The organism is Bradyrhizobium sp. 62, assembly GCF_023073035.1.
In the GTDB taxonomy this organism is placed as follows: domain Bacteria; phylum Pseudomonadota; class Alphaproteobacteria; order Rhizobiales; family Xanthobacteraceae; genus Bradyrhizobium.
This window is the reverse complement of the sequence record NZ_JADPIT010000010.1, coordinates 406,389-427,623: the sequence shown is the minus strand read 5'-3', so window position 1 is coordinate 427,623 and position 21,235 is coordinate 406,389. Positions and strand designations below refer to the sequence as shown.

Genomic DNA, 21,235 nt, shown 5'->3' with positions numbered 1-21,235 from the left:
GATAGTCCGAACGAGCTCCATCGCACTTACCGCGGCTGGATCTGCGGAGGTGGTGTCATAGACCTCCCCTTGCTCTTGATGTGGACGTTGCGCGTCGCATGTTTGCGACCGTTGCGATGGTCCTCCCGTGACGCAGGACTGTCAAGCAAGATCAATGGCGCACAAATCACATTTGAGGGTGCGTTCCATCTCACTGCGACGGATTCGCTGCAGCGAAATACGAAAAGTGGGCGAGTTACGAGACTACCCTTCCCGTCAATGTGGAGCGCTTCTGCCACTGGTGGGCGCGCGGGTCCTGAGGAATTTGGGATGATGACATCATGCCCCTGTTTTGCCCGACAGGTCAAACGATTTCGTTAAATCAGCAATGAATCCGCAAGCCTCGCGCTGACCTTCAAGTCATTGATTTCGTTATCCCCGGCTACTTGGCATGGGGTTGTTTTCGCGTTTTTTGTTTCTTGTCCGCCTTCTCCTCTTTCTCCAGCGCCTTGCGCACCTCGTCGAACTCGCCCAGCGAGGCCTTGTCGGCGCGGGGGAAGCGCAGATCGAGCTTTTCGAGCGCCGCGACGATGGCCGACCCGATCACGACGCGCGCGAACCATTTGTGGTCGGCCGGCACGACATACCACGGCGCATGAGGCGTTGCCGTGTGCCGGACGATGTCCTGATAGACCGCCTGGTAGCGCGGCCACAGCGCGCGTTCCTTGATGTCGTCCATGGAGAACTTCCACTGCTTGGACGGATCCTCCAGCCGGTCGAGGAAGCGCTTGCGCTGCTCGTCCTTGGACAGATTGAGGAAGAATTTCAGCACCACGGTGCCGTTGCGCGAGAGATAGCGCTCCCACGCAGAGATGTCCTCGAATCGCTCTTTCCAGATGTTCTTGGTGAGGAGCTTTTGCGGCAGTTTCTCCTTGGCGAGGATCTCCGGATGCACGCGCGTCACCAGGCATTCCTCGTAGTGGGAGCGGTTGAAGATGCCGATATGGCCCCGCTCCGGCAGCGCGACCGCGTGGCGCCAGAGGAAATCGTGGTCGAGTTCCTTGCTGCTCGGCGCCTTGAAGGCACTGACTGCGCAACCCTGCGGATTGATGCCCTCGAAGATCGCCTTGATCGCAGAATCCTTGCCGCCGGCGTCCATCGCCTGGAATACGATCAGCACCGACCAGCGGTCCTGCGCGTAGAGCTTCTCCTGAAACGCGATCAGCCGCTTCTTGTTGGCGTCGAGAATGTCCTGCGCCTTCTCCTTGTCGAGGTCGCCCTTCTCGTCGGTCTTGTGGTCCTTGAGATGAAACTTGCCCGAACCATCGTAGCGGAATGGCGTGATGTAGCGGTCAGGCTCCTGGGCGAGCGATTTGGACGACTTCTTGCTCATGAGCGCGGGGCACCTTGCGTTGCGGCTTCAATCGATCGAGCAAGCTACCAAGGATGCCCTTCGGAAGGAATATGATGAAAAGCACGAGCAGCACGCCGTAGACGAGATTGTCCCAGCCGACCGCCTTGGTACCGAAGCCGATGCGCAGGGTCTCGGCCAGCATAATCGTGATGACGGCGCCGAAGGTCGGGCCGAGCGAGACGAACAGGCCGCCGACGATGGCCGCGAACACCATCTGGAGCGACACCGCGATGCCGCTGACGGTGTCGGGCGTGATGAACATCTGGTACTGGCAGTAGATCGCGCCGGCGAGCGCCGTCATCAGCGCGCTGAGCAGCGTGATCTTCAGCTTCTCCGCGGTGACGTCGACGCCGGCGGCGGCCGCGGCGTCCTCGTCCTCCGAGATCGCCTCCAGCGCATAGCGGGCCATGCTGCGGTCGACCCAGTGCCAGACCACGATGCCGAACAGCCAGACCCCGAGCGCGATCAGGTACCAGGTGATCTTGTCGTCGAATTGCAGCGACCAGAGCTTGTTGCCCGCAGCCCGGTTCGGCGTGTAGCCGAGCGAGCCGCCGGTGTAGTCGCGCGTCGCCGTGATGACCTGGAGCACAATGCCGGAGAGCGCGAGCGTCACCAGCACGAAATAGTGCCCGGTGATGCGGAAGCGAAAACAGGGATAGCCGACGATCAGCGCCAGCGCGCCGGCCGCGACCATGCCGATGGGGATGCCGATCCAGGGCGACCATCCCAGGTGATTCCAGAGTAGCGCGGTGACATAGGCGCCTATTCCCATGAACCCGCCATGGCCGAGCGAGACGAGGCCGAACCGCCCCATCATCGACCAGGACGTATAGGCGAACGACCAGATCAGGATCAGCACCAGGATGTGCAGATGATAGGGATCGCGATAGACGAAAGGCAGCGCGACCAGCGCCGCCAATCCCACCGCCCAGGCAGCAAGCCGTCCCCGCCCCATCATCGGCGCCTCGCGAGCAGGCCCGCGGGCCGGATGAACATCATGACGATGAAGAAGGCGAAGGCGAGCACATAGCCCCATTCGAGATCGGAGAACAGGCCGCCGAGCGAGATGATTTCGGCGAACACGAAGGCAGCGATGAAGCCGCCGATGAAATTGCCGAGGCCCCCGAGCACGCAGATCAGGAACGTGATCGGTCCGAACGACAGGCCGACGAAGGGATGCACGTCATATTGCAGCACAAGGAGGCAGGCGGCGAGCCCGGCCAGCCCCCCGCCGATTGCCGAGGTGATGAGATAGATGCGCTTGGTATCGACGCCCATCAGCGCCATGATCTGCCGGTCCTGAGAGATCGCGCGGATCGCGGTGCCGGTGAAGGTCCGCGTCATGAACAGATAGACCGCGACCATGCCGACCAGCGCAGCTAGGAAGGACAGAAGTCGTGCGTAGCTGAAATTCATGTCGCCGAAGGCGAGCACCGGCAGGCGAATGCCGAGGTTGCGGAAGTCGATGCCGAAGGCGACGGTGGCAAAGCTCTGCAGTACGAACAGCACCCCGCCGGTCGCCAGCAACTGGTTGATCGGCGGCGCGGTGAGGAGCGGCGCGATCACGAGGTAGTGCAGCGCCGCGCCGAGCACCGCGACCAGCAGGATGGTGAGCGGCGCGGCGAGGAAGTAACTGATGCCGTAATACTGCACCAGGAAGTACATGGCGTACATGCCGATCATCACCAACTCGGCATAGCAGATCCAGGTCACGTCGATGACGCCGAAGATCAAATTGAGCCCGAGCGCGAGCAACGCCAGCACGCCGCCGAGCAGGATGCCGTTGATCACGGCCTCCAGCAGGTAGATGTCGAAAATGTCCAAAAATGCTTGCATGCCCGCATGAACCTCACACCCCGAGATAAGCTTCCTTGACCGTGTCGCTCGCCAGCATCTCGGCCGAGGTGCCTGAGGACCTGATCGTGCCCGCCTCGATCAGATAGGCGCGATCGACCACTTTCAGCACCTGCTGCACATTCTGCTCGACGATCAGCACGGTCAGCCCGCTGGCGCGGATCCGCTTCACCAGCTCGAACACCTGTTGCACCACGACCGGCGCGAGCCCCGCCGACGGCTCGTCGAGCAGCAGCAGCTTTGGATTCGACATCAGCGCGCGGCCGATCGCACACATCTGCTGCTCGCCGCCGGACATAGTGCCGGCCATCTGGTGGCGGCGCTCCTTCAGGCGCGGAAACAGCTCGAACACCACGTCCAGCCGCTCGGCATAGTGGCCGCGCGCCTCCTGCATGAAGGCACCCATCTTGAGATTGTCGTCGACCGAGAGCTGCGGAAACAGCCGCCGGTTCTCCGGCACATGCGCGATCCCGAGGCTGACAATCTTGTGCGGCGGCGTGGCCACGACGTCGACGGCTTCCATTCTGATCGAGCCACGCGAGGGACGGATCAGCCCGGAGATGACGCGCATCAGGGTGGTCTTGCCGGCCCCGTTGGGCCCGATGACGCCGACAGCCTCGCCCGCCTTCACGTCGAGATCGACGTCGAACAGTGCCTGGAAGGTGCCATAGCCGGCATTGACGCCGCGGAGCTCAAGCATCACTGAACCCCCGCGCGGCGGCGCGCTGCGGCGGCCGCGGCCTGCGTGGTCTCGGCATCGGTGCCGAGATAGACCTCGATGACACGGGGATCGCCGGCAACGGCACTTGGCAATCCTTCCGAGATCTTCTCGCCGTGATCGAGCACCATGACGCGATCGACGACGCGCATCAGCACGCCCATGATGTGCTCGACCCAGATGATGGTGATGCCGAGTTCGTCACGGATGTTGCGGAGCATGTTGGCCGCCTGCCCCATCTCGGCCTCGTCGAGACCGCCGAGGCTCTCGTCGGCCAGCAGGAGTTTTGGCGCGGTGGCGAGCGCTTTCGCCAGCTCGAGCTTCTTCAGGCCGGCTGCGCCGAGGCCATCCACGCTGGCATGGCGATCGGTCGGCAGGCCGACCATCGCCAGCGATCTTTCGGCCGCCTCCTCGGCCTTGACGCGGCTATGGCGGCCCTGACCGTAGAAGCCGGCGAGCGCGACGTTCTCGAAGATCGTCAGGCGGCGGAATGGCCGCGGGATCTGGAAGGTGCGGCCGATGCCGCTGTTGATGATCCGGTGCGGCGGAAGGCCTGCGATCTCGGAGCCGTCGAACAGGATCGAACCGGACGTCGGCGCCAGCGTGCCCGAGAGCATGTTGAAGATTGTGCTCTTGCCCGAGCCGTTGGGGCCGATCAGGCCGAGGATCTCGCCCTGGCCGACCTTGAACGACACATTGTTGACGGCGGTGAAGCCGCCAAACCGCTTCACCAGCCCGCTGACTTCCAGCACCGTCCCGCTCTCCTCTCTGCGCGCATTTGCGCTACTGGTTGCTGTAGGTGGTGCCCTTCGGCAGCGGCAGCACGGCCTCGCGCTGCGCCTGGCTCTTGGGCCACACCACCGAGGACTTGTCGTCGATGTACTGGATCACGACCGGGAACGAGCGCTCGTTCTGTCCGGCCATCGGCGTGCCCTCGCCGTAAAACTTGACGCCGAAGCCGAGCATGGTGCCGCCCTCGGGAATATCAGTGTCGAGCGCAGCTTTGCGCAGCGCATCTGGATCGACGCCACCGTACTTCTTGATCGCACGCGGCAGCACGTCATTCATGAACACATAAGTGTTGGACGCACCGATGCCGACATGCGCCGAGCGGATGGCGACGCCGGGCCGGATCTTGTCGAATTCCTCGCCGACCATCTTGATCACAGGCGGGAGCTTGGGATCCATGGTCTTCTGGTTGGCAAGCCAGATCGAGATCGGGTCGGTGTTGAAGATGTAGGTGGCATCGGCCCCCATGCCTTCCTTCAGTTTTTCATAGACCCCGTAACCCGCACCATGCCCCATCAGCGCGCCGAATTTCAGCCCCTGCTCGCGCGCCTGACGCAGCAACAGCGTGATATCGGGGTTGTAGCCGGTGTGGAAAATGACGTCGGGCTTGGCGCGCTTCAACTTGGTCACCAGCGCGGAGAGGTCAGGCGCGGTGGCCGAATAGCCTTCCTTCATCACGACGTTGAAGCCCGCCTTTTTCGCGCCGGCCTCGTTGCCCCTGGACACGTCGACGCCATAGGCGCCGTCCTCGTGAATGATCGCGACGCGCAGATCCTTCGGCTCCTTGTCGAACTTCGCCTTGGCGTTCTGCGCGATGAAATCCATCGTCATCATGCCGAACTGGTCGCCGCTCGCTTGCGGGCGGAAGACGTATTTGTAGCCCTTCTCGTTGAACACCGCCGACGAGATGCAGGTCGTCATCCACATGAACTTCTTGAGCTGCTCGACGCGGGCTGCGACCGGCACGCATTGCGCCGAGGAGAAGAAGCCGAGCACCATGTCGACCTTTTCCTGCTCGAGCAGGCGGACGGATTCGTTGATCGCGATGTCGGGCTTGCTTTGCGCATCGGCATAGACCGCTTCGATCTTGTAACCCTCGACGCCGGTCTTGGCGAAATGGTCGAGGACGATCTTTGCGCCGATATAACCGAGTTCAGAGCCGCCGCCGGCGAGAGGCCCGGTCAAATCGAAAACGACGCCGATCTTGATCTTCTTCTCTTTGCCTTGATCCTGGGCCTGGGCGGACAGCGCCAAGCCCGTCGCTGATATCGCGACCAACAGCCCACGTACCAAACGGGCAGCCATGCGCACGCGCATCAAAACCTCCCTGGCCGATTGTGCATTGCATTCTTTTTGCTTTTGTATTTTTGCCCATCACATGGGCTGGGCGCAGCGATGTCAAGCCTCGCGCGTCAGCGCAACGCGAACTGCTGCTCGACGAAGGCCGTGACAAATCGCGGCATGGACGGCGTGAGATCGCTCATTCCGCGCACGAGATGGATAGCCGACAGCTCCGGCTCGGCCTCGCGCGCCAGATTGGCTTCGATCCGCGCACGCGCCACATCACCCGGCATGTCCAGGTTGATAATTTGCAACATCGCAATCGCGGGGCCGGTGACGACGCAGTGCCAGTCCGGTTCGACCCGATAGTCGGCCGCGGTGAGGCCGGTCTCTTCCTCGAGTTCGCGGATCACGCTGCCGGGAATGTCCAGCGTGTCGCCCCTGACGTCGTCGAGATCGGGCGTGCCCGATGGGAAATAGATCCGGCCTGCATTGGCGGTATGCTGCGCCATCTCGCCCATCACGAATGCGCCGTCGGAGCTACGCAGCGCGCCCATGCCAAAACCGTTGAACACGGCCTTGTCGGGAAAGCCCCAGTCGCGCCAGGCGAGGAAGCTCGCGAAATCGGTCTCGAAATAGGTCGCGGCGAGATGGCCGTCGGTAAACAAAGCATCCCGCCCGATCAGGACGCGACCGTTCCAGATCTTTGGCCGCTCGCGCTGCTTCTCGGCGAAATGCGTGGCGATCTCGTCACGCCGCTCCTCCGCGAACGGCCAGACGATCGGCCGGACGGCAAGATCAAGCGTCGTGACCCGATGGATTGTCAGTGACGTCATGACGCTTGGTTACCGAGCCTTCGCGTCAGTTATTTGGCGCTCCCCGTGGTCTTCTTGGCCTGCTCGACATATTTGTTGGTGAAGGTCTTGCTGACGTCGATCTTGGCGTTCGCCACGTCGGGGGAGCCGACGCTGAAAACCGCGAGCACTGCGTCGGCGCCCTTCGGGTCCATCTTGCCGGTTTCGGAGAACATCGGGATCGTGTTCTTCAGCGCCGCGAGATAGAGGTCCTTGTTCTTGCCGACCGTCTCCTCCGGCATCTTCGCCATGATCTCCTCGGGCGAGTGCGAGTGGATCCAGGCGAGCGTGCCCAGGATCGCATTGGTCAGCGCCTGCGTCTCCTTCTCGTGGCCGGCAACCCAGGCAGCGGTCGAGTACAGCGCGCCGCCCGGATATTCGCCCCCGAACGTCTCGAGCGTATCCTTTTGCGTACGGGTGTCCGAGAGGATGCGCAGATCCTTGTGGCTGCCCTGGAGCACGGTCACGGAGGGATCGAGCATTACGGCCGCGTCGATCTGGCCCTGCTCCATGGCGGCGACCGCAGTGGCGCCGAGGCCGACGCCGATCACGGCGGTGCTGGCGGGATCGACGCCATTTTTCTTGAGCATATATTTGAGGAAGAAGTCCGTAGAAGAGCCGGGCGCGCTGACGCCGACCTTCTTGCCGGCGAGGTCCTTGATCGACTTGATCTCGTTGGTGTGCGAGGGCGAAACCACCAGCACGAGGCCGGGATAGCGGTCATAGACGACGAACGCCTGAAGCTCTTGCTTCTTGGCTGCGAGGTTGACGCAATGGTCGAAATAGCCGGAGACCACGTCGGCGCTGCCGCCGAGCACGGCCTTGAGCGCGTCCGAGCCGCCCTTGAGGTCCACGAGTTCGACATTGAGGCCGGCCTTGTCGTATTCGCCAAGCTGTTTTGCCAGCACCGTCGGCAAATAGCACAGGCAGGAGCCGCCGCCGATCGCGATGGTGACCTTGCTTTGCGCCGCGGCAAGACCGGTGGTGAGCGTCAGCGCGATCAACGCGCCCGCGAGCCTGGCTATCGTGTTCTTCATTGGTTTCCTCCGTTCGGCTGGCGGCACCATAGAGCAGCCGGACTGGCTTGAGAAGCAGGACCGAAGGCGCTGGCCATCGGCCTTTCGGCACAATAGCATGCGCCCACAAGAACAATTCTTGATGGGGAGGATCATCCATGAATCGCCTTGCAATCGGACTGTCGATCGCCACCGCTTTTGCCGCCGGATGCGGCGCAACCCACCTGCTTCGGCCGGCGCTGGCCGCGGAGAACATCACGCCGCAGATCATCCACACCGGCGAGATGGAGGGTGACGCGCTCGGGAACGCGAACGCCGTCGGCTTCCGTTCCAAGATGTTCGCGAGCGCCGACGGCGCCACCATCTCGATCCAGGTCGGCAATGTGCCCAAGCACATGCATCCCAACACCAACGAGATCCAGTACATTTTAGAGGGCACCGGCACGATCTGGTTCGGCGACAAGGAAGTCACGGTGAAGCCGGGCGACCTCGTCATCATCCCGAAGGGGACGCCGCATGGCGGTACCAAGCCGATCAGCGGACAGGTCAAGGCGATCGCGATCAAGACGCCGCCGCAGGCCCCCGACGACACCAAACTGCTGGACTGATCGATCCGGGACTCGCGCGGTGCGCGGGCCCCTAGCGGCCTAGCCGCGTCCGTCCACGGTCGGGCGCCACACCAGCAATCTCCGCTCCACCAACGTCACGCCAAAGTCGATCAGGATGACGAAGGCCGACAGCACGAACATGCCGGCGAACACGCCGGCGACGTCGAAGATGCCTTCGGCCTGCTGGATGAGATAGCCGAGCCCCGCCGCCGATCCCAGATATTCGCCGACGACCGCACCGACCACGGCAAAGCCCACTGACGTGTGCAGCGAGGAGAACATCCACGACAGCGCGGAGGGCCAATAGACGTGCTGCATCAGCTGCCGCTCGCTCATGCCGAGCATGCGGCCATTGTCGAGCACGGTGCGGCTGACCTCCTTGACGCCTTGATAGACGTTGAAGAACACGATGAAGAACACCAGCGTCACGCCGAGCGCGACCTTGGACCAGATGCCCAGCCCCAGCCACAGCGCGAAGATCGGCGCCAGCACCACACGCGGCAGTGCGTTGACCATCTTCACGTAGGGATCGAACACCGCGGCGACCAGCGGCTGGCGCGCGAACCAGAAGCCGATCAGCACGCCGCCGGCCGATCCGATCACGAAGGCCAGGATCGATTCCGTCAGCGTGATGCCGAGATGCTTCCAGATCACGCCGGACGAGAACCATTTGACGATCTGGGCGAAGACATCGACCGGGTTGGAGAAGAAGAACGGCGGCAGCAGGATCTTGCCGAACACCGGCACGGTCGACAGCAATTGCCACAGCGCGAGGCAGACGACAGCGACTAGGACTTGCAGCGCAAGCAGCGTCACGCGCGACATCACACCGCCTCCGCCGCTTGCGTGGATTGCGCGTAGCCCTTCATGACCTCGTCCTTGAGCACGCTCCAGATCTCGCGATGAAGCGCATGGAATTCCTTGTCCAGCCGCACTTCGAAAATGTCGCGCGGGCGCGGCAGGCTCACGCGCCAGTCGCCGATGATGCGCGAGGACGGCCCCGCCGACATGATCACGACGCGGTCGGCGAGCGCGATCGCCTCCTCCAGATCGTGGGTGACGAACAGCACGGCCTTGCGGTCGGCGTTCCAGAGGTCGAGCAGCAGGTTGCCCATGACCTGCCGGGTCTGTGCATCCAGCGGCCCGAACGGCTCGTCCATCAGCAGGATCTTTGGATCGCGGATCAGCACCTGCGCCAGCGCCACGCGCTTGCGCTGGCCGCCCGAGAGCATGTGCGGATAGCGGTTGGCGAAGGCACCCAGGCCGACCGAGGTCAGCCATGTCTGCGCCCGCGGCAGCGCCTCGCTGCGCGGCGTGCCGCTGACTTCGAGCCCGATCGCGACGTTGTCCAGCGCGGTCTTCCAGGGGAACAGCGCATCGGCCTGGAACAGATAGCCGGCATCCCGATTCAGCCCGGCGAGCGGCTGGTCGAATATCCTGACGCTCCCGGCAGCCGGCTTCAGCAGCCCGGCCGCGACGTTGAGCAGTGTTGATTTCCCGCAGCCGGTCGGGCCGACGATGGCGACGAACTCGCCCTGCGCCACCGTCAGATGCGCCTTCTCCACCGCCGTATAGACCCGCCCGTCCCCCAGCTGGAACGCGACCTTGGCATCTTCCAGCGCCACTGCCGTAGGCGTTATCATGTGTTCCCTCCGAACTTGGCCCGATGCCTTAGCCGCTCGCGCGGCCAAGTTCAATCAAGCCGCCAAGCGTGGTACGCATGGGCCTCGTCATCCCCTGCCCCACGGGCGGGTTAGCGTAGTGAGCCCCGCCCGATGCCATCCAGGCCGATGATTGGCTATGCCCACGTCACCAAGAGCTTCGGCGCACTCAAGGCCGTGGACGATGTGTCACTCGACATCGCCGAAGGCGAGTTTGTGGCTGTCGTCGGCGGCTCGGGTTCGGGCAAAACGACGCTGCTGCGACTCGCCAACCGCCTGATCGAGGCGGATGGCGGCACGATCACGGTCGAGGGCGACGACGTGCAATCCGTCGATCCGGTCGCGCTGCGGCGCCGCATCGGCTACGTCTTCCAGAGCGGCGGGCTGTTCCCGCATCTAAGCGTCGCGGACAACATCGGAATCACGCCAAAACTGCTCGGCGTCCCGGCGGCGGATATCGCAACGCGGGTCGATGAGTTACTCGAGCTCGTGCAGCTCGACCGGGCCGCGCATCGCGAGCGGTTGCCGGATGCGCTCTCGGGCGGCCAGCGCCAGCGCGTCGGCGTGGCGCGGGCGCTTGCGGCACGGCCCCGCATCGTGCTGATGGACGAGCCCTTCGGCGCGCTCGATCCCCTCACCCGCGATGCGCTCGGCGACGATTTTCGCGAGCTGCACCGCAAGCTCGGCCTGACCACCGTGATGATCACCCACGACATGACGGAAGCGATTTTGCTCGCCGACCGCATCGCGGTGATGCGCAGCGGGAAGCTGCTGGCGCAGGGCACGCCAGTGGAGCTCTCGAAAAGCAGCGACGCCTACGTGCTGGAGCTGTTGCGGACGCCACGACGCCAGGTCGAGCGATTGAACGCGTTGCTGCCACAGAGCGGGGCGGCATGAGCCTTTTCACCGATCCGCGCTGGGGCGAGGCGCTGGGGCATTTGCCCGACTATCTCGGCAACCATGTACGGGTCAGTCTCGCCGCACTTGCGCTCGGCCTGATCGTCAGCCTGCCGCTGGCGATCCTGACGCGCAACCGCCCAACGCCGCGCGCCGTCCTGCTCGCGCTCGCCAGCATCGTGCAGACGGTGCCCGGGCTGGCGCTGCTCGCGCTGTTCTATCCGCTCCTGCTGCTCGCGGCCTCCGTGGCGCTGGCCTGGTTCGGCGTCTCCTTCTCCGCTTTCGGCTTCCTGCCGGCGATGCTGGCGCTGGCGCTCTATTCGATGCTGCCGGTGCTGCGCAATGGCATCACCGGCCTCAACGGCATCGATCCCGCGCTGATCGAGGCTGCCAAAGGCGTCGGAATGACCGCACGGCAGTCGCTGGTGATGGTCGAACTGCCGCTGGCTCTCCCGGTGATGATGGCTGGCATCCGTACCGCCGCCGTGTGGGTAATCGGCACCGCGACGCTGTCGACCCCGATCGGGCAGACCAGCCTCGGCAATTACATCTTTGCCGGGCTCCAGACCCAGAACTGGGTGTTCGTGCTGTTCGGCTGCTTTGCCTCGGCTCTGCTGGCGCTCGCCGTCGATCAGCTGCTCGGCCTGATCGAGAGTGGCCTGCGGTGGCGCAGCCGCGTGCGTGCGGGGCTTGGCGCGGCCGGGATCGCGGCACTGGTGGCCGCAACATTGGTGCCGACGATGGGGCGCTCGCCACAGAGCTATGTCGTCGGCGCCAAGACATTTGCCGAGCAATATGTGCTGTCGGCGCTGATGAAGGACCGGCTCCAGGCGGCCGGTCTTTCCGCCGTCGCACGATCCGGTCTCGGCTCGAGCGTGATCTTCGAGGCATTGAAGGCCGGCGATATCGATCTCTATGTCGATTATTCCGGCACACTCTGGGCCAATCAGCTTCACCGCACGGACATCAAGCCGCGCGCGGAGCTGTTGGCGGAGCTGCAGACGACGCTTGCAAAGGAGAACATCACCCTGCTCGGCGAGCTCGGTTTCGAGAATGCCTATGCGCTGGTGATGCCGAATAAGCGCGCCGAGGCGCTTGGCATCCGCACCATCGCCGATCTCGCCGCGCATGCTTCGACCCTGTCGATCGCGGGCGACTATGAGTTCTTCTCGCGACCCGAATGGGCGGCGCTGCAAAAGGCCTATGGGCTCTCGTTCCGCGCCCAGCGCCAGATGCAGCCGGACTTCATGTATGCGGCGGTCGCCAGCGGCGAGGTCGATGTCATCGCGGGCTACACCAGCGACGGGCTGATCGCAAAATACGATCTCGTTGCGCTCGACGATCCCAGGCACGCGATCCCGCCCTACGACGCCATCCTGCTGCTGGCCCCGAAACGGGCCGGCGACGAGCGGCTGCAGGCCGCGCTGAAACCGCTGCTCGGCAAGATCGACATCGCGACCATGCGCGAAGCCAATTTACGCGCCGCCGGCAATGATGCGAATTCGTCGCCGGATGCAGTGGCGAAATGGCTGTGGGAGAAGGTGGGTGGGCGGTAGGCCGGCTACAGCCCCCGGATCAGCCCCGCATCGATCAGCAGCCGATTCAGCCGGCGCGCCTCGGCGCCGTCCTTGCAGCCGTAGAAGATGCCCTTGCAGCGGAGCATGATCTCCTTCTGCTCGGCGAAGGACGGATCGAGCGGGATGCCCGCGGCTTCCTGGATGACCAGCGGCAGATACGGACCATCGACCGTGTCCATCACGGCCTCGCTCTTCACCGGCTCGAAATTGACGGCGTCGATCGCGTAATAGGTCGCGTAGAGACGTGGGTCGTAGGCGTCGAGCTTCTTGCCGATTGCACCCTCGTCGAGCCCGGGCTCGAGGATACCGGGCGCGAACTCGGGCTGATGGTCGCCATAGCGCACGATTAGGAAAGGCTCGCCGGGAAAATTCCTCTTCAAGCCCGCGAGGAAAACCTTGTACTGCTCGGCGCTCATCGCCTGCCGACGCAGATATTCGTCGATGGACGGCACATTGCCCGGTGCGCGCCAGTTCGGCAGCAGATCCGGGCGGAAGCGCGTCTCCCAGGGGAAATGATTGGCGCCGAGATAGATGAAGGTGAACAGCGGCTTGTTCGGCGATCGCTCACCCATCAGCCGGAGCGCCTTGTCGTAGAAGAAGCTATCCGGCTCGACATCCTTGGCGCCGAGATCCTTGGAGTCGAGGAAGCGTTCGATGCCGGTCGTCACCTGAAAGCTGCGCGCGGCCATGAAGCCGCCATTGGCGGGGTAGAGCGACATCGTGTCGTAGCCGCAGCGGCGCAGCGCCAGCGGCAGGCCGCGCTCGACACGGCCTGTTGCAATGCGCGTCACGAAATAGGCGAAGCGGCCGAACGAGCGCGACGACAACCCCGCGAGCACATTGTATTCGGTGAACCAGCTCGGCCCGCCATTGCTCTCGGCCAGAAACGCGCGCTCCTTGCCGTCCCAGGATTTGAAATGGCTACCGTAGCCGGTCGGCACCTTGATGCCCTGCGCGGCGCGGATGTCGAAGCTCGATTCATCATGGACCATGATGATGTTCGGCCGCCGGCCGGCGGGATGGCAGGCATCGACCAGCGGCATGTTGAGCCGTTCGTTGGTCGAAGCGGCCGACTCCATGAAGCCGTATTGCGCGAAGTCGGAGACCGCGCTGACGCCGGAGCGGAAGAACTTCGAGAGATAGCCGTCGTCGTAATAGCCGCGCCAGGCCTCGTCCGGATGATAGAGCGAATAGCCGACCAGCGCGGCGAGGCAGGCGAGCTTGCAGGCGAGTGCCGGTAGCCTACGGATGCGGAACGGGTCGAGCCACCACAGCGCATACATCAGCGGCAGCGTGACGAGGCCGGCCCCGATCACCGACCAGCGCAAATTCGGGAAGATCGTGAACAGGAACGCGACCGTGTCGCGGTCGATCATCATCAGGTCGATGAAGTTGACCGTCATCTGCACGACGTCGTGCTTCAGCCGCGACAGCAGCACCAGCACCACGACCATGGTCAGCGACAGCGCACCCGAGAGCGCCGGCCGCCGCAGCAGCGCGATCCAGAAGAAATTGAGGATGCCCCAGGCCAGCACGAAGGAGAGCCGTGCGCCGAAATCCGTCTCGGTCTCGTACATCAGGACGAGCGCTGCGAGATGCGGCGCTGCAACCGCGAGCAGCCGCCAGATGCCCAGCGCGGCGACGCTCGCCAGTACGGCGGTTGTGGCAGAAGGACCTGGATTCGGCGCGGACGCCATCGACGACACGCAACTGCTGGTCCGGCACGGTGATGCCGAGCCGGCTGACCGGGCCTGCGGCGTTCGGCGCAGCCGGAAGGCCTGCACCGTGTCATAAAACTGTAATTGAACGGTCACGGACAAGCAACGCGCGTCGCGATCCGACCTTCGCTTAATGTTAGCGGAAGCCGATTGGTCTCCGCATCCAATCCGTCCCCAGGGCAAATCCCGCGGTGCAGAACCGATTTGCCGTCTAGTCGAGGCCCTCGACGCTGACTAGGCGGGCAGAACTGCAAGCGTCCCGGACCGCTTTGAGTCCCTGGTAGCTCGCGCCTGCGTAGAACGCCTCCCAGGCTGCGACGGATGGGAATTCCAGCAGAACGATCCTGCGGGGCTGCCAGTCTCCCTCGTAGACCTTGTGGGCGCCCCCTCGCGCCAGATATCTGGCTCCAGCGGCCTCGAGGGCGGGCTTCACGCCCAACATGAAGCTTTGGTACTGCTGCAAATCCCTGATCTCGACGTCGAAAATCACATAAGCCGGCATCTCAAGACGCTCCCACGATCGGAAATCGATCACCTGTCTGGCATTGGTCTTACCTCGGAGGCTCAGCCCTGCGGCAGCAGCCCGAGCCGCTTGGCGATGATACGGTCGACCACACGCTTGGGCAGCGCGGCCGTCATCAAATGTCGCATCCGGTCCGGCGTGATCTGGTAGCGAACCTTGGGCCTCCCGGCGGTGAGCGCCTCGAAAACGACCTCGGCGATCCGCTCGGCCGGCAGCCCGGTCTTGCCGAGCTTCATCATGAACGCCATGACCTTGTTCAGCGCCGGCAGATAAGGCGAGTTCTGGTAGACCGAGAGATCGATCTGCTCGGCCTTGCTCCAGATCGGCGTCTTCACTGCGCCGGGGGCGACGATGATGACGTCGATGCCGAACAGCATCAACTCGCGGCGCAAGCTCTCCGACAGGCCTTCGATGGCGTGCTTGGAGGTGCTGTAAGGCGCCGACAAGGGATTGCCGTTCTTGCCCGCGACCGAGCTGATCATCACGATCCGGCCCTTCGGCCCCTTCAGTGACGGATCGGCGCCGAGTAGCGGCCCAAAGGCCTGTGTCGCGATGACCGGGCCAATGACGTTGATCTCCATCTGCCGGCGGAAGTCGTCGACCGGCAATTCGAGCACGGGACCGGCGACCGCGACGCCGGCGTTGTTGACGAGACCGGCCAGCGTCTCGCCGCCCAGCGCCTCGCGGACTTTTCGCGCAGCCGCGAGGACCGCCGCCTCGTCGGTGACGTCGAACAGCAGCGGCGTGAAGTTCGCACCGAACTCACCCGTGAGCCGGTCCGCATCGGTCTGCTTGCGGACACTACCGAAAACACGATAGCCGCGCCCGACCAGAAATTTCGCAATGGCCCAGCCAATGCCGGTGGACGCGCCGGTGACGACGACGGATCGCATGGTCTTTCCCCCGAAGAGCTCCCGAGATCATGCAGCGGAAAGGTGCCGCGGCGCAATGCCGTCCACCGCTCAAGGAAACGCCGCCGATGTCAGTTCTTAAGTTCAAGCGAGGTGCGAACGTCGCGACGTGAGATCGATTGCAACGTGAAGATATGGATGAAGAGCCGAATCTTTGACTCTGAAGACGCTCGGCTTTTGAGGATCGCGAGCTTCCGAAAAATTGCGAAAAACAACGCGAGACCAAGAATGTGGTTTAAGCGTCAGTTCTTCGTGCTCAGGGAGCACTTCAGCGCGCGAAGAATTTGAATGAAGCAGCATTGCTTCGCGCGATACGAAAAGAGCGAGACCGCTGGTTGCGATCTCGCTCGAATATAGCCGCGAAAGATTTAAGAATTGGTTTGGCGAACGAAGCTTGTGTTTCGCTCGCGTGTCCGGATGCGGCGTAACCGATACGCCGCATCCGAACGGCCGCGACTTAGTTCTTCGACTTATCGACCAGCGCGCCCTTCTTGATCCAGGGCATCATGTCGCGCAGCTTGGCGCCGACTTCCTCGATCGGGTGTTCGGCGAGCTTGGCGCGGGTCGCCTTGAACGAGGTCTGGTTGACCTTGTTCTCGAGCATCCAGTCGCGGGCGAACTTGCCGGACTGGATGTCGTTCAGAACCCGCTTCATCTCCTTCTTGGTCTCGTCGGTGACGATGCGCGGACCGGTGACGTACTCGCCGTACTCGGCGGTGTTGGAGATCGAGTAGTTCATGTTGGCGATGCCGCCTTCATAGATCAGGTCGACGATCAGCTTCACTTCGTGCAGGCACTCGAAATAGGCCATCTCAGGGGCGTAGCCGGCTTCGACCAGCGTCTCGTAGCCGCCCTTGATCAGCTCGACCAGGCCGCCGCAGAGCACCACCTGCTCGCCGAACAGGTCGGTCTCGCACTCTTCCTTGAAGGTGGTCTCGATGATGCCGGCACGGCCGCCGCCGACGGCGGAGGCATAGGACAGGCCGAGGTCGTGGGCGTTGCCCGAGACATCCTTGGCGATCGCGATCAGGCAGGGCACGCCGCCGCCGCGCTGGTATTCGGAACGAACGGTGTGGCCGGGGCCCTTCGGCGCGATCATGAGAACGTCGAGATCGGCGCGCGGATCGAGCAGGTTGAAGTGGACGTTGAGACCGTGCGCGAAGACGAGCGCTGCGCCCTTCTTCATGTTGTCATGCAGGTGCTCGCGGTAGATGTCGCCCTGGAGCTCGTCCGGGGTCAGCATCATGACGAGGTCGGCCCATTTGGCGGCCTCGGCAACTTCCATCACCTTGAAGCCGGCAGCTTCCGCCTTCTTGGCCGAGGCCGAACCCTTGCGAAGCGCAATCGCCACGTCCTTGACGCCGGAATCCTTCAGGTTCAGCGCATGGGCGTGGCCCTGGCTGCCATAGCCGACGATGACGACCTTCTTGCCCTTGATCAGGTTCAGGTCGGCGTCGCGATCATAATAAACACGCATGGTCGTTTCCTCGTTCAGGGGCCGGAATCGGCCGTTGGTCAGGTCTTGTCAGTCAGGTCTCGGACGGTGAAATTTGCGGATTTCGGGGGCTGTCTAGAGCATTTTCGGCCCCCTGGGAAACCCGTTTCTGCATGGAAAACTGGGGCATCATGCATCCATGACGACGGGATAGAGGGACGCCAGCAGCAGGATGGCCATCAGGATGTTGAAGGCGCGGACCAGCCGCACGGAGGTCAGGACCGGCCGCAGTGCGGTGCCGAAGAAGGCCCAGACCACCGTAGAGACCGTACCCACGAGCAGGCTGATCAAGGTCTGGATCGCGATGTTGAGCGGGAATTGGGCGATCGCCGCATAGGCGGTGATGGTGCCGATCACGATCACCCAGCCTTTGGCGTTGATCCATTGGAACATGGCGGCGCCCAGGAAAGTCATCGGGCCGCGGCCATCCCCCTCGCCCGGCTTGGCCGGGCCCGAGAAAGCGATCACGGCGGCCAGGTAGAGCAAGTAGGCTGCGCCGGCATATTTCAAAATGGTCTGCAGGATCGGATAGGCCAGGAACACGGTGCCGAGCCCGAGGCCGACCGCTGCAATCATGAAGGCGAAGCCGATGACGACGCCAGCGATGTGGGGAATCGTGCGCCGGAAGCCATAAGTCAGCCCCGAGGACAGCAACATGATGTTGTTCGGCCCAGGCGTGAAATACATCACGGCCATGAAGGCGAGGAAGGCATACAGCAGCGACTGGGACATGCTCACCTCACGCGGCCTTCGGCCGCGGTTCTTGGTAACGCCTCGGGGCGTTTCGCCAGCACCATCACCGCGATACCGCCGATCACGGTGAGCATGCCGGCGAGGCGCAGCGGGCCGAACCGCTCCCCGAACACGATGCTGGACGCGGCGGAGCCGACGAACGGCACCAGCAGCGCGAACGGCACCACCTGCGCAGGGGGATAGTCACGCAGCAGCCGGCCCCACAGCCAATAGGCGATGCTGGTGGAGATGCCGCCGATCAACAGCAGGCAAATGAGGCCGGTGAGCGACATGTGGATCAGCGACTGCCAGGTCGGCGTCGGTCCGTTGACGATCAGCGTGAGCGCGAACAGCGGGACCGCGGTGGCCAGGCACAACCAGGCGAACAGATCGAACATCGGCACGCCGCGGGCGCCGCGCAGCAGGATATTGCCGACCGCAAAGCTGACCGGCGCGATCATCAGCACGGCGAAGGCACCGATGCTGAAATCATAGCCGACCGTGCCGCAGATCATCAAAAGACCGATTGCTGCGATGACGATGCCCAGCGTCTGCACCGGCGTCGGCCGCTCACCGAATGCGATCGCGGCAAAGCCGATCGTGAACAGCGCCTGGCTCTGCACGACGACGCTGGTCAGCCCCACCGGCACGCCATGGGCGATGCCATAGGCCTGGCTCAGAAACTGGCCGAGAAAGAGCGTGAAGCTGATCGCGATCAGGAGCGACCAGGCGACCTTCGGCTTGCGAATGAACAGGCACGGCACCGCGGCAATGGTGAAGCGCATCGCCGTCATCAGCTCCGGCGAAAATTCGTCGAGCGCGATCCGGCTCGCCACGAAGGCAAGCCCCCAGATGACCGCCACCAGGATGGCGATGAGGATGTCGGCCGGCTTCATTGTCGTTCCCGGTTCTGCCCTGTCGTGCAGCCCTGTTTGTTGTTCTGGTCGAGCCTTGCTCGCCGGCCTTTAAATGGAAGAATTGGGTTTCCGCAGCAGATAAGTGCCGTGCATCGGGGCGTGATAATCGGCCGAGACCAGCGTGAAGCCGACGTCGGTCAGCATCCGTTCCATGACCCAGCCAAAAGTGGAATATTCGTCGCGCATGTGGGTGACGACGCTTTCACGCGGCACATCGTGATTCTTGATCTCGAAGTCGGCCCATTGATCGACGTCGCGCTCGAGCGCATCGGGCATCGAGGCGTAGACGATGTCGCGCAAATAGAAAGTGGCACCGGGCTTGAGCGCGCGATAGATCCGCGACATCGCCACCGCTTTCCAGAAATCCGGCAGATGGTGCAGCGTGAACTCGCTGACGATCAGGTCATAGGATTCCGGCCGGTAGGCGAAGCTGAGCAGCCCGGCGGACTGCGTGCGCACGGGCGCCTTGCGGTCGCGCGCGTAGATCTCGGCGAGCGCCAGCATCGCGGGCGAGATGTCGATGGCGTCGACCTCGGCGCCCATCAGCGCGGCCTCGGTCGCGAGCACGCCATTGCCGCAACCGATATCGGCGATGCGCCAGCCGCGCTGGACGCCGAGCATTTTCAGCGCGGCGCGCGCGCGTAGATCGGCATCGTCATGACTGTCGTAGATCGAGGCCACTGCAGGCCCGATCCCCATCCGGTTCCGCTCGTTGTAATACCAGTCGCGCGCCAGCATGGCTCACATTCCTTCAGGCCCGCGACCAATCGCGGCAACACCGGTGCGCGACACTTCGACGAGGCCAAGCGGACGCATCAGGTCAATAAACTGGTTGATCTTGTCGGTGTTGCCTGTGATCTCGAACACAAAGCTCTCGGTGGTGGCGTCGATCACGCGGGCGCGAAACGCGTCCGCCAGCCGCAACGCCTCGACGCGATGCTCGCCCTCTCCGCGAACCTTGACCATTGCAAGCTCGCGCTCGATCGAGCGTTTCGTCAGCGTCATGTCGACGACGCGATACACAGGGATCATGCGGTCGAGCTGATGCTTGATCTGCTCGATCACCATCGGCGTGCCCGTCGTGACGATGGTGATGCGCGAGAGATGCTTCTGGCTCTCGGTCTCCGAGACCGTGAGGCTCTCGATGTTGTAGCCGCGCCCCGAGAACAGGCCGATGACGCGCGCGAGCACGCCGGGCTCGTTCTGCACGAGCACCGAAAGCGTGTGCGTCTCGTTCGGGTCGTGGCGTTCCTCGATGAAATAGGCGGATGCGGGCTGGTTCATTGTCGTCCCCTTCATTCTCGTCGTTACGCCGTCGCCCGACGAGCGACCGGCGCTTCCGTGCCGACCCAACCGCGGAACAGATCGAAATCGATATTGCCGCCGGACAGCACGAGACCGACGCGCTTGCCCTGTAGCTTGGTCTTTTCCTGAAGCGCTGCGGCGAGCGCGGCGGCGCCGGCGCCTTCGGCGAGATTGTGCGTGTCGGTCCAGAGCGCACGGATCGCGAGCGCGATCTCATCGTCCGTCACCTGGACGATACGCGAGGCGCCCTTGAGGATGACCGCGAGCGCTTCAGGATCGGGAATCCGCGTCGCCATGCCGTCCGCGAGCGTATTGCTGGTCTCGGTCGTCACGACATGACCGGCCGCGAACGACAGCGCGTAGGACGGCGCCTCGGTCGATTGCACGCCGACGACCTCGGTCTTCAGGCCGAGCAGATCGCGCGCCATGATACAGCCGCAGATCCCCGAGCCCTGCCCGATCGGCACATAGAGGATGTCGAGATCGGGCGCGGCCCGGAGCAATTCAAGCGCATAGGTCGCCACGCCCAGCACCAGGTCCGTATGGAACGACGGCACCATGTGCAGCCCGGCGAACTGCGCGTGGCGCCCGGCTTCCTCGCGTGCGGCCTGAAAGTCCTCGCCATGCTCAACGAGCTCGGCGCCGAACGCCTTCATCGCGCGGTTCTTCTCGACCGAATTGCCGCGCGGCACATAGATCACGGCAGGCACACCATGGCGGCTCGCCGCAAAGGCGAGGCTCTGACCATGATTGCCGCGCGTCGCCGAGATGATGCCCGGAATGTTCGGCCGTTCGCGCTTCAACCGATCGAGATAGACCAACCCGCCGCGCACCTTGAAGGCGCCCGTCGGCGTATGATTCTCGTGCTTGACCACGATCTGCGTGCCGAGCCGCTGGCTGAGCAGCGGCCAGGCGTGCGCCGGCGTCGGCGGCACCGCCTGCCCCACGATCGCATGCGCGCGTTCGAGCTCGTTCAGGTCGAACAT

General features: G+C 63.7%; 22 protein-coding genes. 3 read left to right on the top strand and 19 right to left on the bottom strand.

Going from position 1 to position 21,235, the window contains the following annotated elements; all coding sequences use genetic code 11:
* Positions 1–421: 421 nt before the first annotated feature.
* The 8 genes from IVB47_RS06210 to IVB47_RS06175 form a co-directional block, all read right to left on the bottom strand.
* Positions 422–1,372, bottom strand: coding sequence for a polyphosphate kinase 2 family protein (locus IVB47_RS06210; protein ID WP_247460406.1), 951 nt, complete (start codon positions 1,370–1,372; stop codon positions 422–424).
* Positions 1,332–2,351, bottom strand: coding sequence for a branched-chain amino acid ABC transporter permease (locus IVB47_RS06205; protein ID WP_247460405.1), 1,020 nt, complete (start codon positions 2,349–2,351; stop codon positions 1,332–1,334). Before IVB47_RS06205 ends, IVB47_RS06210 begins: the two co-directional genes overlap by 41 nt.
* Positions 2,348–3,229, bottom strand: a complete 882-nt coding sequence (locus IVB47_RS06200; RefSeq protein WP_007613294.1) for a branched-chain amino acid ABC transporter permease — start codon at positions 3,227–3,229, stop codon at positions 2,348–2,350. The genes IVB47_RS06205 and IVB47_RS06200 overlap by 4 nt, the downstream gene beginning before the upstream one ends.
* Positions 3,230–3,242: 13 nt before the next feature.
* Positions 3,243–3,947 (bottom strand): ABC transporter ATP-binding protein, encoded by a 705-nt coding sequence (locus tag IVB47_RS06195; RefSeq protein WP_027519516.1) that lies wholly within the window; start codon positions 3,945–3,947, stop codon positions 3,243–3,245.
* Positions 3,947–4,717 (bottom strand): ABC transporter ATP-binding protein, encoded by a 771-nt coding sequence (locus IVB47_RS06190; RefSeq protein ID WP_027570816.1) that lies wholly within the window; start codon positions 4,715–4,717, stop codon positions 3,947–3,949. The genes IVB47_RS06195 and IVB47_RS06190 overlap by 1 nt, the downstream gene beginning before the upstream one ends.
* 31 nt (positions 4,718–4,748) lie before the next feature.
* The gene (locus IVB47_RS06185) at positions 4,749–6,071 is read right to left on the bottom strand and encodes an ABC transporter substrate-binding protein (protein ID WP_247288098.1); all 1,323 of its coding nucleotides are present in this window, start codon (positions 6,069–6,071) and stop codon (positions 4,749–4,751) included.
* 95 nt (positions 6,072–6,166) lie between these two features.
* Complete coding sequence (locus tag IVB47_RS06180) at positions 6,167–6,871, bottom strand: NUDIX hydrolase (protein WP_247460403.1); 705 nt, start codon at positions 6,869–6,871, stop codon at positions 6,167–6,169.
* A gap of 29 nt (positions 6,872–6,900) precedes the next feature.
* Positions 6,901–7,926 (bottom strand): ABC transporter substrate-binding protein, encoded by a 1,026-nt coding sequence (locus IVB47_RS06175; RefSeq protein WP_027570813.1) that lies wholly within the window; start codon positions 7,924–7,926, stop codon positions 6,901–6,903.
* Positions 7,927–8,063: 137 nt separating this feature from the next.
* Here IVB47_RS06175 and IVB47_RS06170 point away from each other — a divergent pair, with 137 nt between their 5' ends.
* Positions 8,064–8,513, top strand: a complete 450-nt coding sequence (locus IVB47_RS06170; protein WP_247288096.1) for a cupin domain-containing protein — start codon at positions 8,064–8,066, stop codon at positions 8,511–8,513.
* A gap of 39 nt (positions 8,514–8,552) precedes the next feature.
* On the opposite strand, the gene IVB47_RS06165 is transcribed toward IVB47_RS06170, so the two are convergent.
* Positions 8,553–9,338, bottom strand: coding sequence for an ABC transporter permease (locus IVB47_RS06165; RefSeq protein ID WP_007601005.1), 786 nt, complete (start codon positions 9,336–9,338; stop codon positions 8,553–8,555).
* Positions 9,338–10,156, bottom strand: coding sequence for an ABC transporter ATP-binding protein (locus IVB47_RS06160; protein WP_085395022.1), 819 nt, complete (start codon positions 10,154–10,156; stop codon positions 9,338–9,340). Before IVB47_RS06160 ends, IVB47_RS06165 begins: the two co-directional genes overlap by 1 nt.
* Before the next feature lie 132 nt (positions 10,157–10,288).
* Between IVB47_RS06160 and IVB47_RS06155 the strand changes: the two genes are divergently transcribed.
* Positions 10,289–11,071 (top strand): ABC transporter ATP-binding protein, encoded by a 783-nt coding sequence (locus IVB47_RS06155; protein WP_247402031.1) that lies wholly within the window; start codon positions 10,289–10,291, stop codon positions 11,069–11,071.
* A complete protein-coding gene (locus tag IVB47_RS06150) occupies positions 11,068–12,627 on the top strand; it encodes a glycine betaine ABC transporter substrate-binding protein (RefSeq protein ID WP_247460401.1) in 1,560 nt (519 codons plus the stop codon). Before IVB47_RS06155 ends, IVB47_RS06150 begins: the two co-directional genes overlap by 4 nt.
* Before the next feature lie 5 nt (positions 12,628–12,632).
* Here IVB47_RS06150 and IVB47_RS06145 read toward each other — a convergent pair whose 3' ends face one another.
* The 9 genes from IVB47_RS06145 to IVB47_RS06105 form a co-directional block, all read right to left on the bottom strand.
* Positions 12,633–14,345 (bottom strand): sulfatase-like hydrolase/transferase, encoded by a 1,713-nt coding sequence (locus IVB47_RS06145; RefSeq protein WP_247460399.1) that lies wholly within the window; start codon positions 14,343–14,345, stop codon positions 12,633–12,635.
* Positions 14,346–14,577: 232 nt separating this feature from the next.
* Positions 14,578–14,868: a DUF1330 domain-containing protein gene (locus tag IVB47_RS06140; RefSeq protein WP_247402024.1), complete on the bottom strand. Its 291-nt coding sequence runs from the start codon at positions 14,866–14,868 to the stop codon at positions 14,578–14,580.
* Between the two features lie 62 nt (positions 14,869–14,930).
* Positions 14,931–15,782 carry an SDR family oxidoreductase gene (locus tag IVB47_RS06135; RefSeq protein ID WP_247460397.1) on the bottom strand — a complete coding sequence of 284 codons (852 nt, stop codon included), beginning with the start codon at positions 15,780–15,782 and terminating at the stop codon, positions 14,931–14,933.
* A gap of 475 nt (positions 15,783–16,257) precedes the next feature.
* A complete protein-coding gene (gene ilvC, locus IVB47_RS06130) occupies positions 16,258–17,277 on the bottom strand; it encodes a ketol-acid reductoisomerase (RefSeq protein WP_007600992.1) in 1,020 nt (339 codons plus the stop codon).
* Positions 17,278–17,424: 147 nt separating this feature from the next.
* Complete coding sequence (locus tag IVB47_RS06125) at positions 17,425–18,027, bottom strand: LysE family translocator (RefSeq protein WP_247460395.1); 603 nt, start codon at positions 18,025–18,027, stop codon at positions 17,425–17,427.
* A gap of 2 nt (positions 18,028–18,029) precedes the next feature.
* On the bottom strand, positions 18,030–18,923 hold the full coding sequence (locus IVB47_RS06120; protein ID WP_247460393.1) for an EamA family transporter: 894 nt from the start codon (positions 18,921–18,923) through the stop codon (positions 18,030–18,032).
* Between the two features lie 69 nt (positions 18,924–18,992).
* The gene (locus IVB47_RS06115) at positions 18,993–19,682 is read right to left on the bottom strand and encodes a class I SAM-dependent methyltransferase (protein ID WP_346283280.1); all 690 of its coding nucleotides are present in this window, start codon (positions 19,680–19,682) and stop codon (positions 18,993–18,995) included.
* 3 nt (positions 19,683–19,685) lie between these two features.
* On the bottom strand, positions 19,686–20,228 hold the full coding sequence (gene ilvN, locus IVB47_RS06110; RefSeq protein WP_027519532.1) for an acetolactate synthase small subunit: 543 nt from the start codon (positions 20,226–20,228) through the stop codon (positions 19,686–19,688).
* 23 nt (positions 20,229–20,251) lie between these two features.
* Positions 20,252–21,235 carry a threonine dehydratase gene (locus tag IVB47_RS06105; protein ID WP_247358809.1) on the bottom strand — a complete coding sequence of 328 codons (984 nt, stop codon included), beginning with the start codon at positions 21,233–21,235 and terminating at the stop codon, positions 20,252–20,254.

Coding starts and splice junctions, on each gene's coding strand:
- IVB47_RS06160 (WP_085395022.1), bottom strand. CDS start 10,156: ATGATAACGCCTACGGCAGTGGCGCTGGAAGATGCCAAGGTCGCGTTC.
- ilvC (WP_007600992.1), bottom strand. CDS start 17,277: ATGCGTGTTTATTATGATCGCGACGCCGACCTGAACCTGATCAAGGGC.
- IVB47_RS06195 (WP_027519516.1), bottom strand. CDS start 3,947: ATGCTTGAGCTCCGCGGCGTCAATGCCGGCTATGGCACCTTCCAGGCA.
- IVB47_RS06185 (WP_247288098.1), bottom strand. CDS start 6,071: ATGCGCGTGCGCATGGCTGCCCGTTTGGTACGTGGGCTGTTGGTCGCG.
- IVB47_RS06150 (WP_247460401.1), top strand. CDS start 11,068: ATGAGCCTTTTCACCGATCCGCGCTGGGGCGAGGCGCTGGGGCATTTG.
- IVB47_RS06180 (WP_247460403.1), bottom strand. CDS start 6,871: ATGACGTCACTGACAATCCATCGGGTCACGACGCTTGATCTTGCCGTC.
- IVB47_RS06155 (WP_247402031.1), top strand. CDS start 10,289: ATGCCATCCAGGCCGATGATTGGCTATGCCCACGTCACCAAGAGCTTC.
- IVB47_RS06145 (WP_247460399.1), bottom strand. CDS start 14,345: ATGGCGTCCGCGCCGAATCCAGGTCCTTCTGCCACAACCGCCGTACTG.
- IVB47_RS06120 (WP_247460393.1), bottom strand. CDS start 18,923: ATGAAGCCGGCCGACATCCTCATCGCCATCCTGGTGGCGGTCATCTGG.
- IVB47_RS06175 (WP_027570813.1), bottom strand. CDS start 7,926: ATGAAGAACACGATAGCCAGGCTCGCGGGCGCGTTGATCGCGCTGACG.
- IVB47_RS06165 (WP_007601005.1), bottom strand. CDS start 9,338: ATGTCGCGCGTGACGCTGCTTGCGCTGCAAGTCCTAGTCGCTGTCGTC.
- IVB47_RS06105 (WP_247358809.1), bottom strand. CDS start 21,235: ATGTTCGACCTGAACGAGCTCGAACGCGCGCATGCGATCGTGGGGCAG.
- IVB47_RS06125 (WP_247460395.1), bottom strand. CDS start 18,027: ATGTCCCAGTCGCTGCTGTATGCCTTCCTCGCCTTCATGGCCGTGATG.
- IVB47_RS06205 (WP_247460405.1), bottom strand. CDS start 2,351: ATGATGGGGCGGGGACGGCTTGCTGCCTGGGCGGTGGGATTGGCGGCG.
- IVB47_RS06200 (WP_007613294.1), bottom strand. CDS start 3,229: ATGCAAGCATTTTTGGACATTTTCGACATCTACCTGCTGGAGGCCGTG.
- IVB47_RS06210 (WP_247460406.1), bottom strand. CDS start 1,372: ATGAGCAAGAAGTCGTCCAAATCGCTCGCCCAGGAGCCTGACCGCTAC.
- IVB47_RS06135 (WP_247460397.1), bottom strand. CDS start 15,782: ATGCGATCCGTCGTCGTCACCGGCGCGTCCACCGGCATTGGCTGGGCC.
- IVB47_RS06170 (WP_247288096.1), top strand. CDS start 8,064: ATGAATCGCCTTGCAATCGGACTGTCGATCGCCACCGCTTTTGCCGCC.
- IVB47_RS06115 (WP_346283280.1), bottom strand. CDS start 19,682: ATGCTGGCGCGCGACTGGTATTACAACGAGCGGAACCGGATGGGGATC.
- IVB47_RS06140 (WP_247402024.1), bottom strand. CDS start 14,868: ATGCCGGCTTATGTGATTTTCGACGTCGAGATCAGGGATTTGCAGCAG.
- ilvN (WP_027519532.1), bottom strand. CDS start 20,228: ATGAACCAGCCCGCATCCGCCTATTTCATCGAGGAACGCCACGACCCG.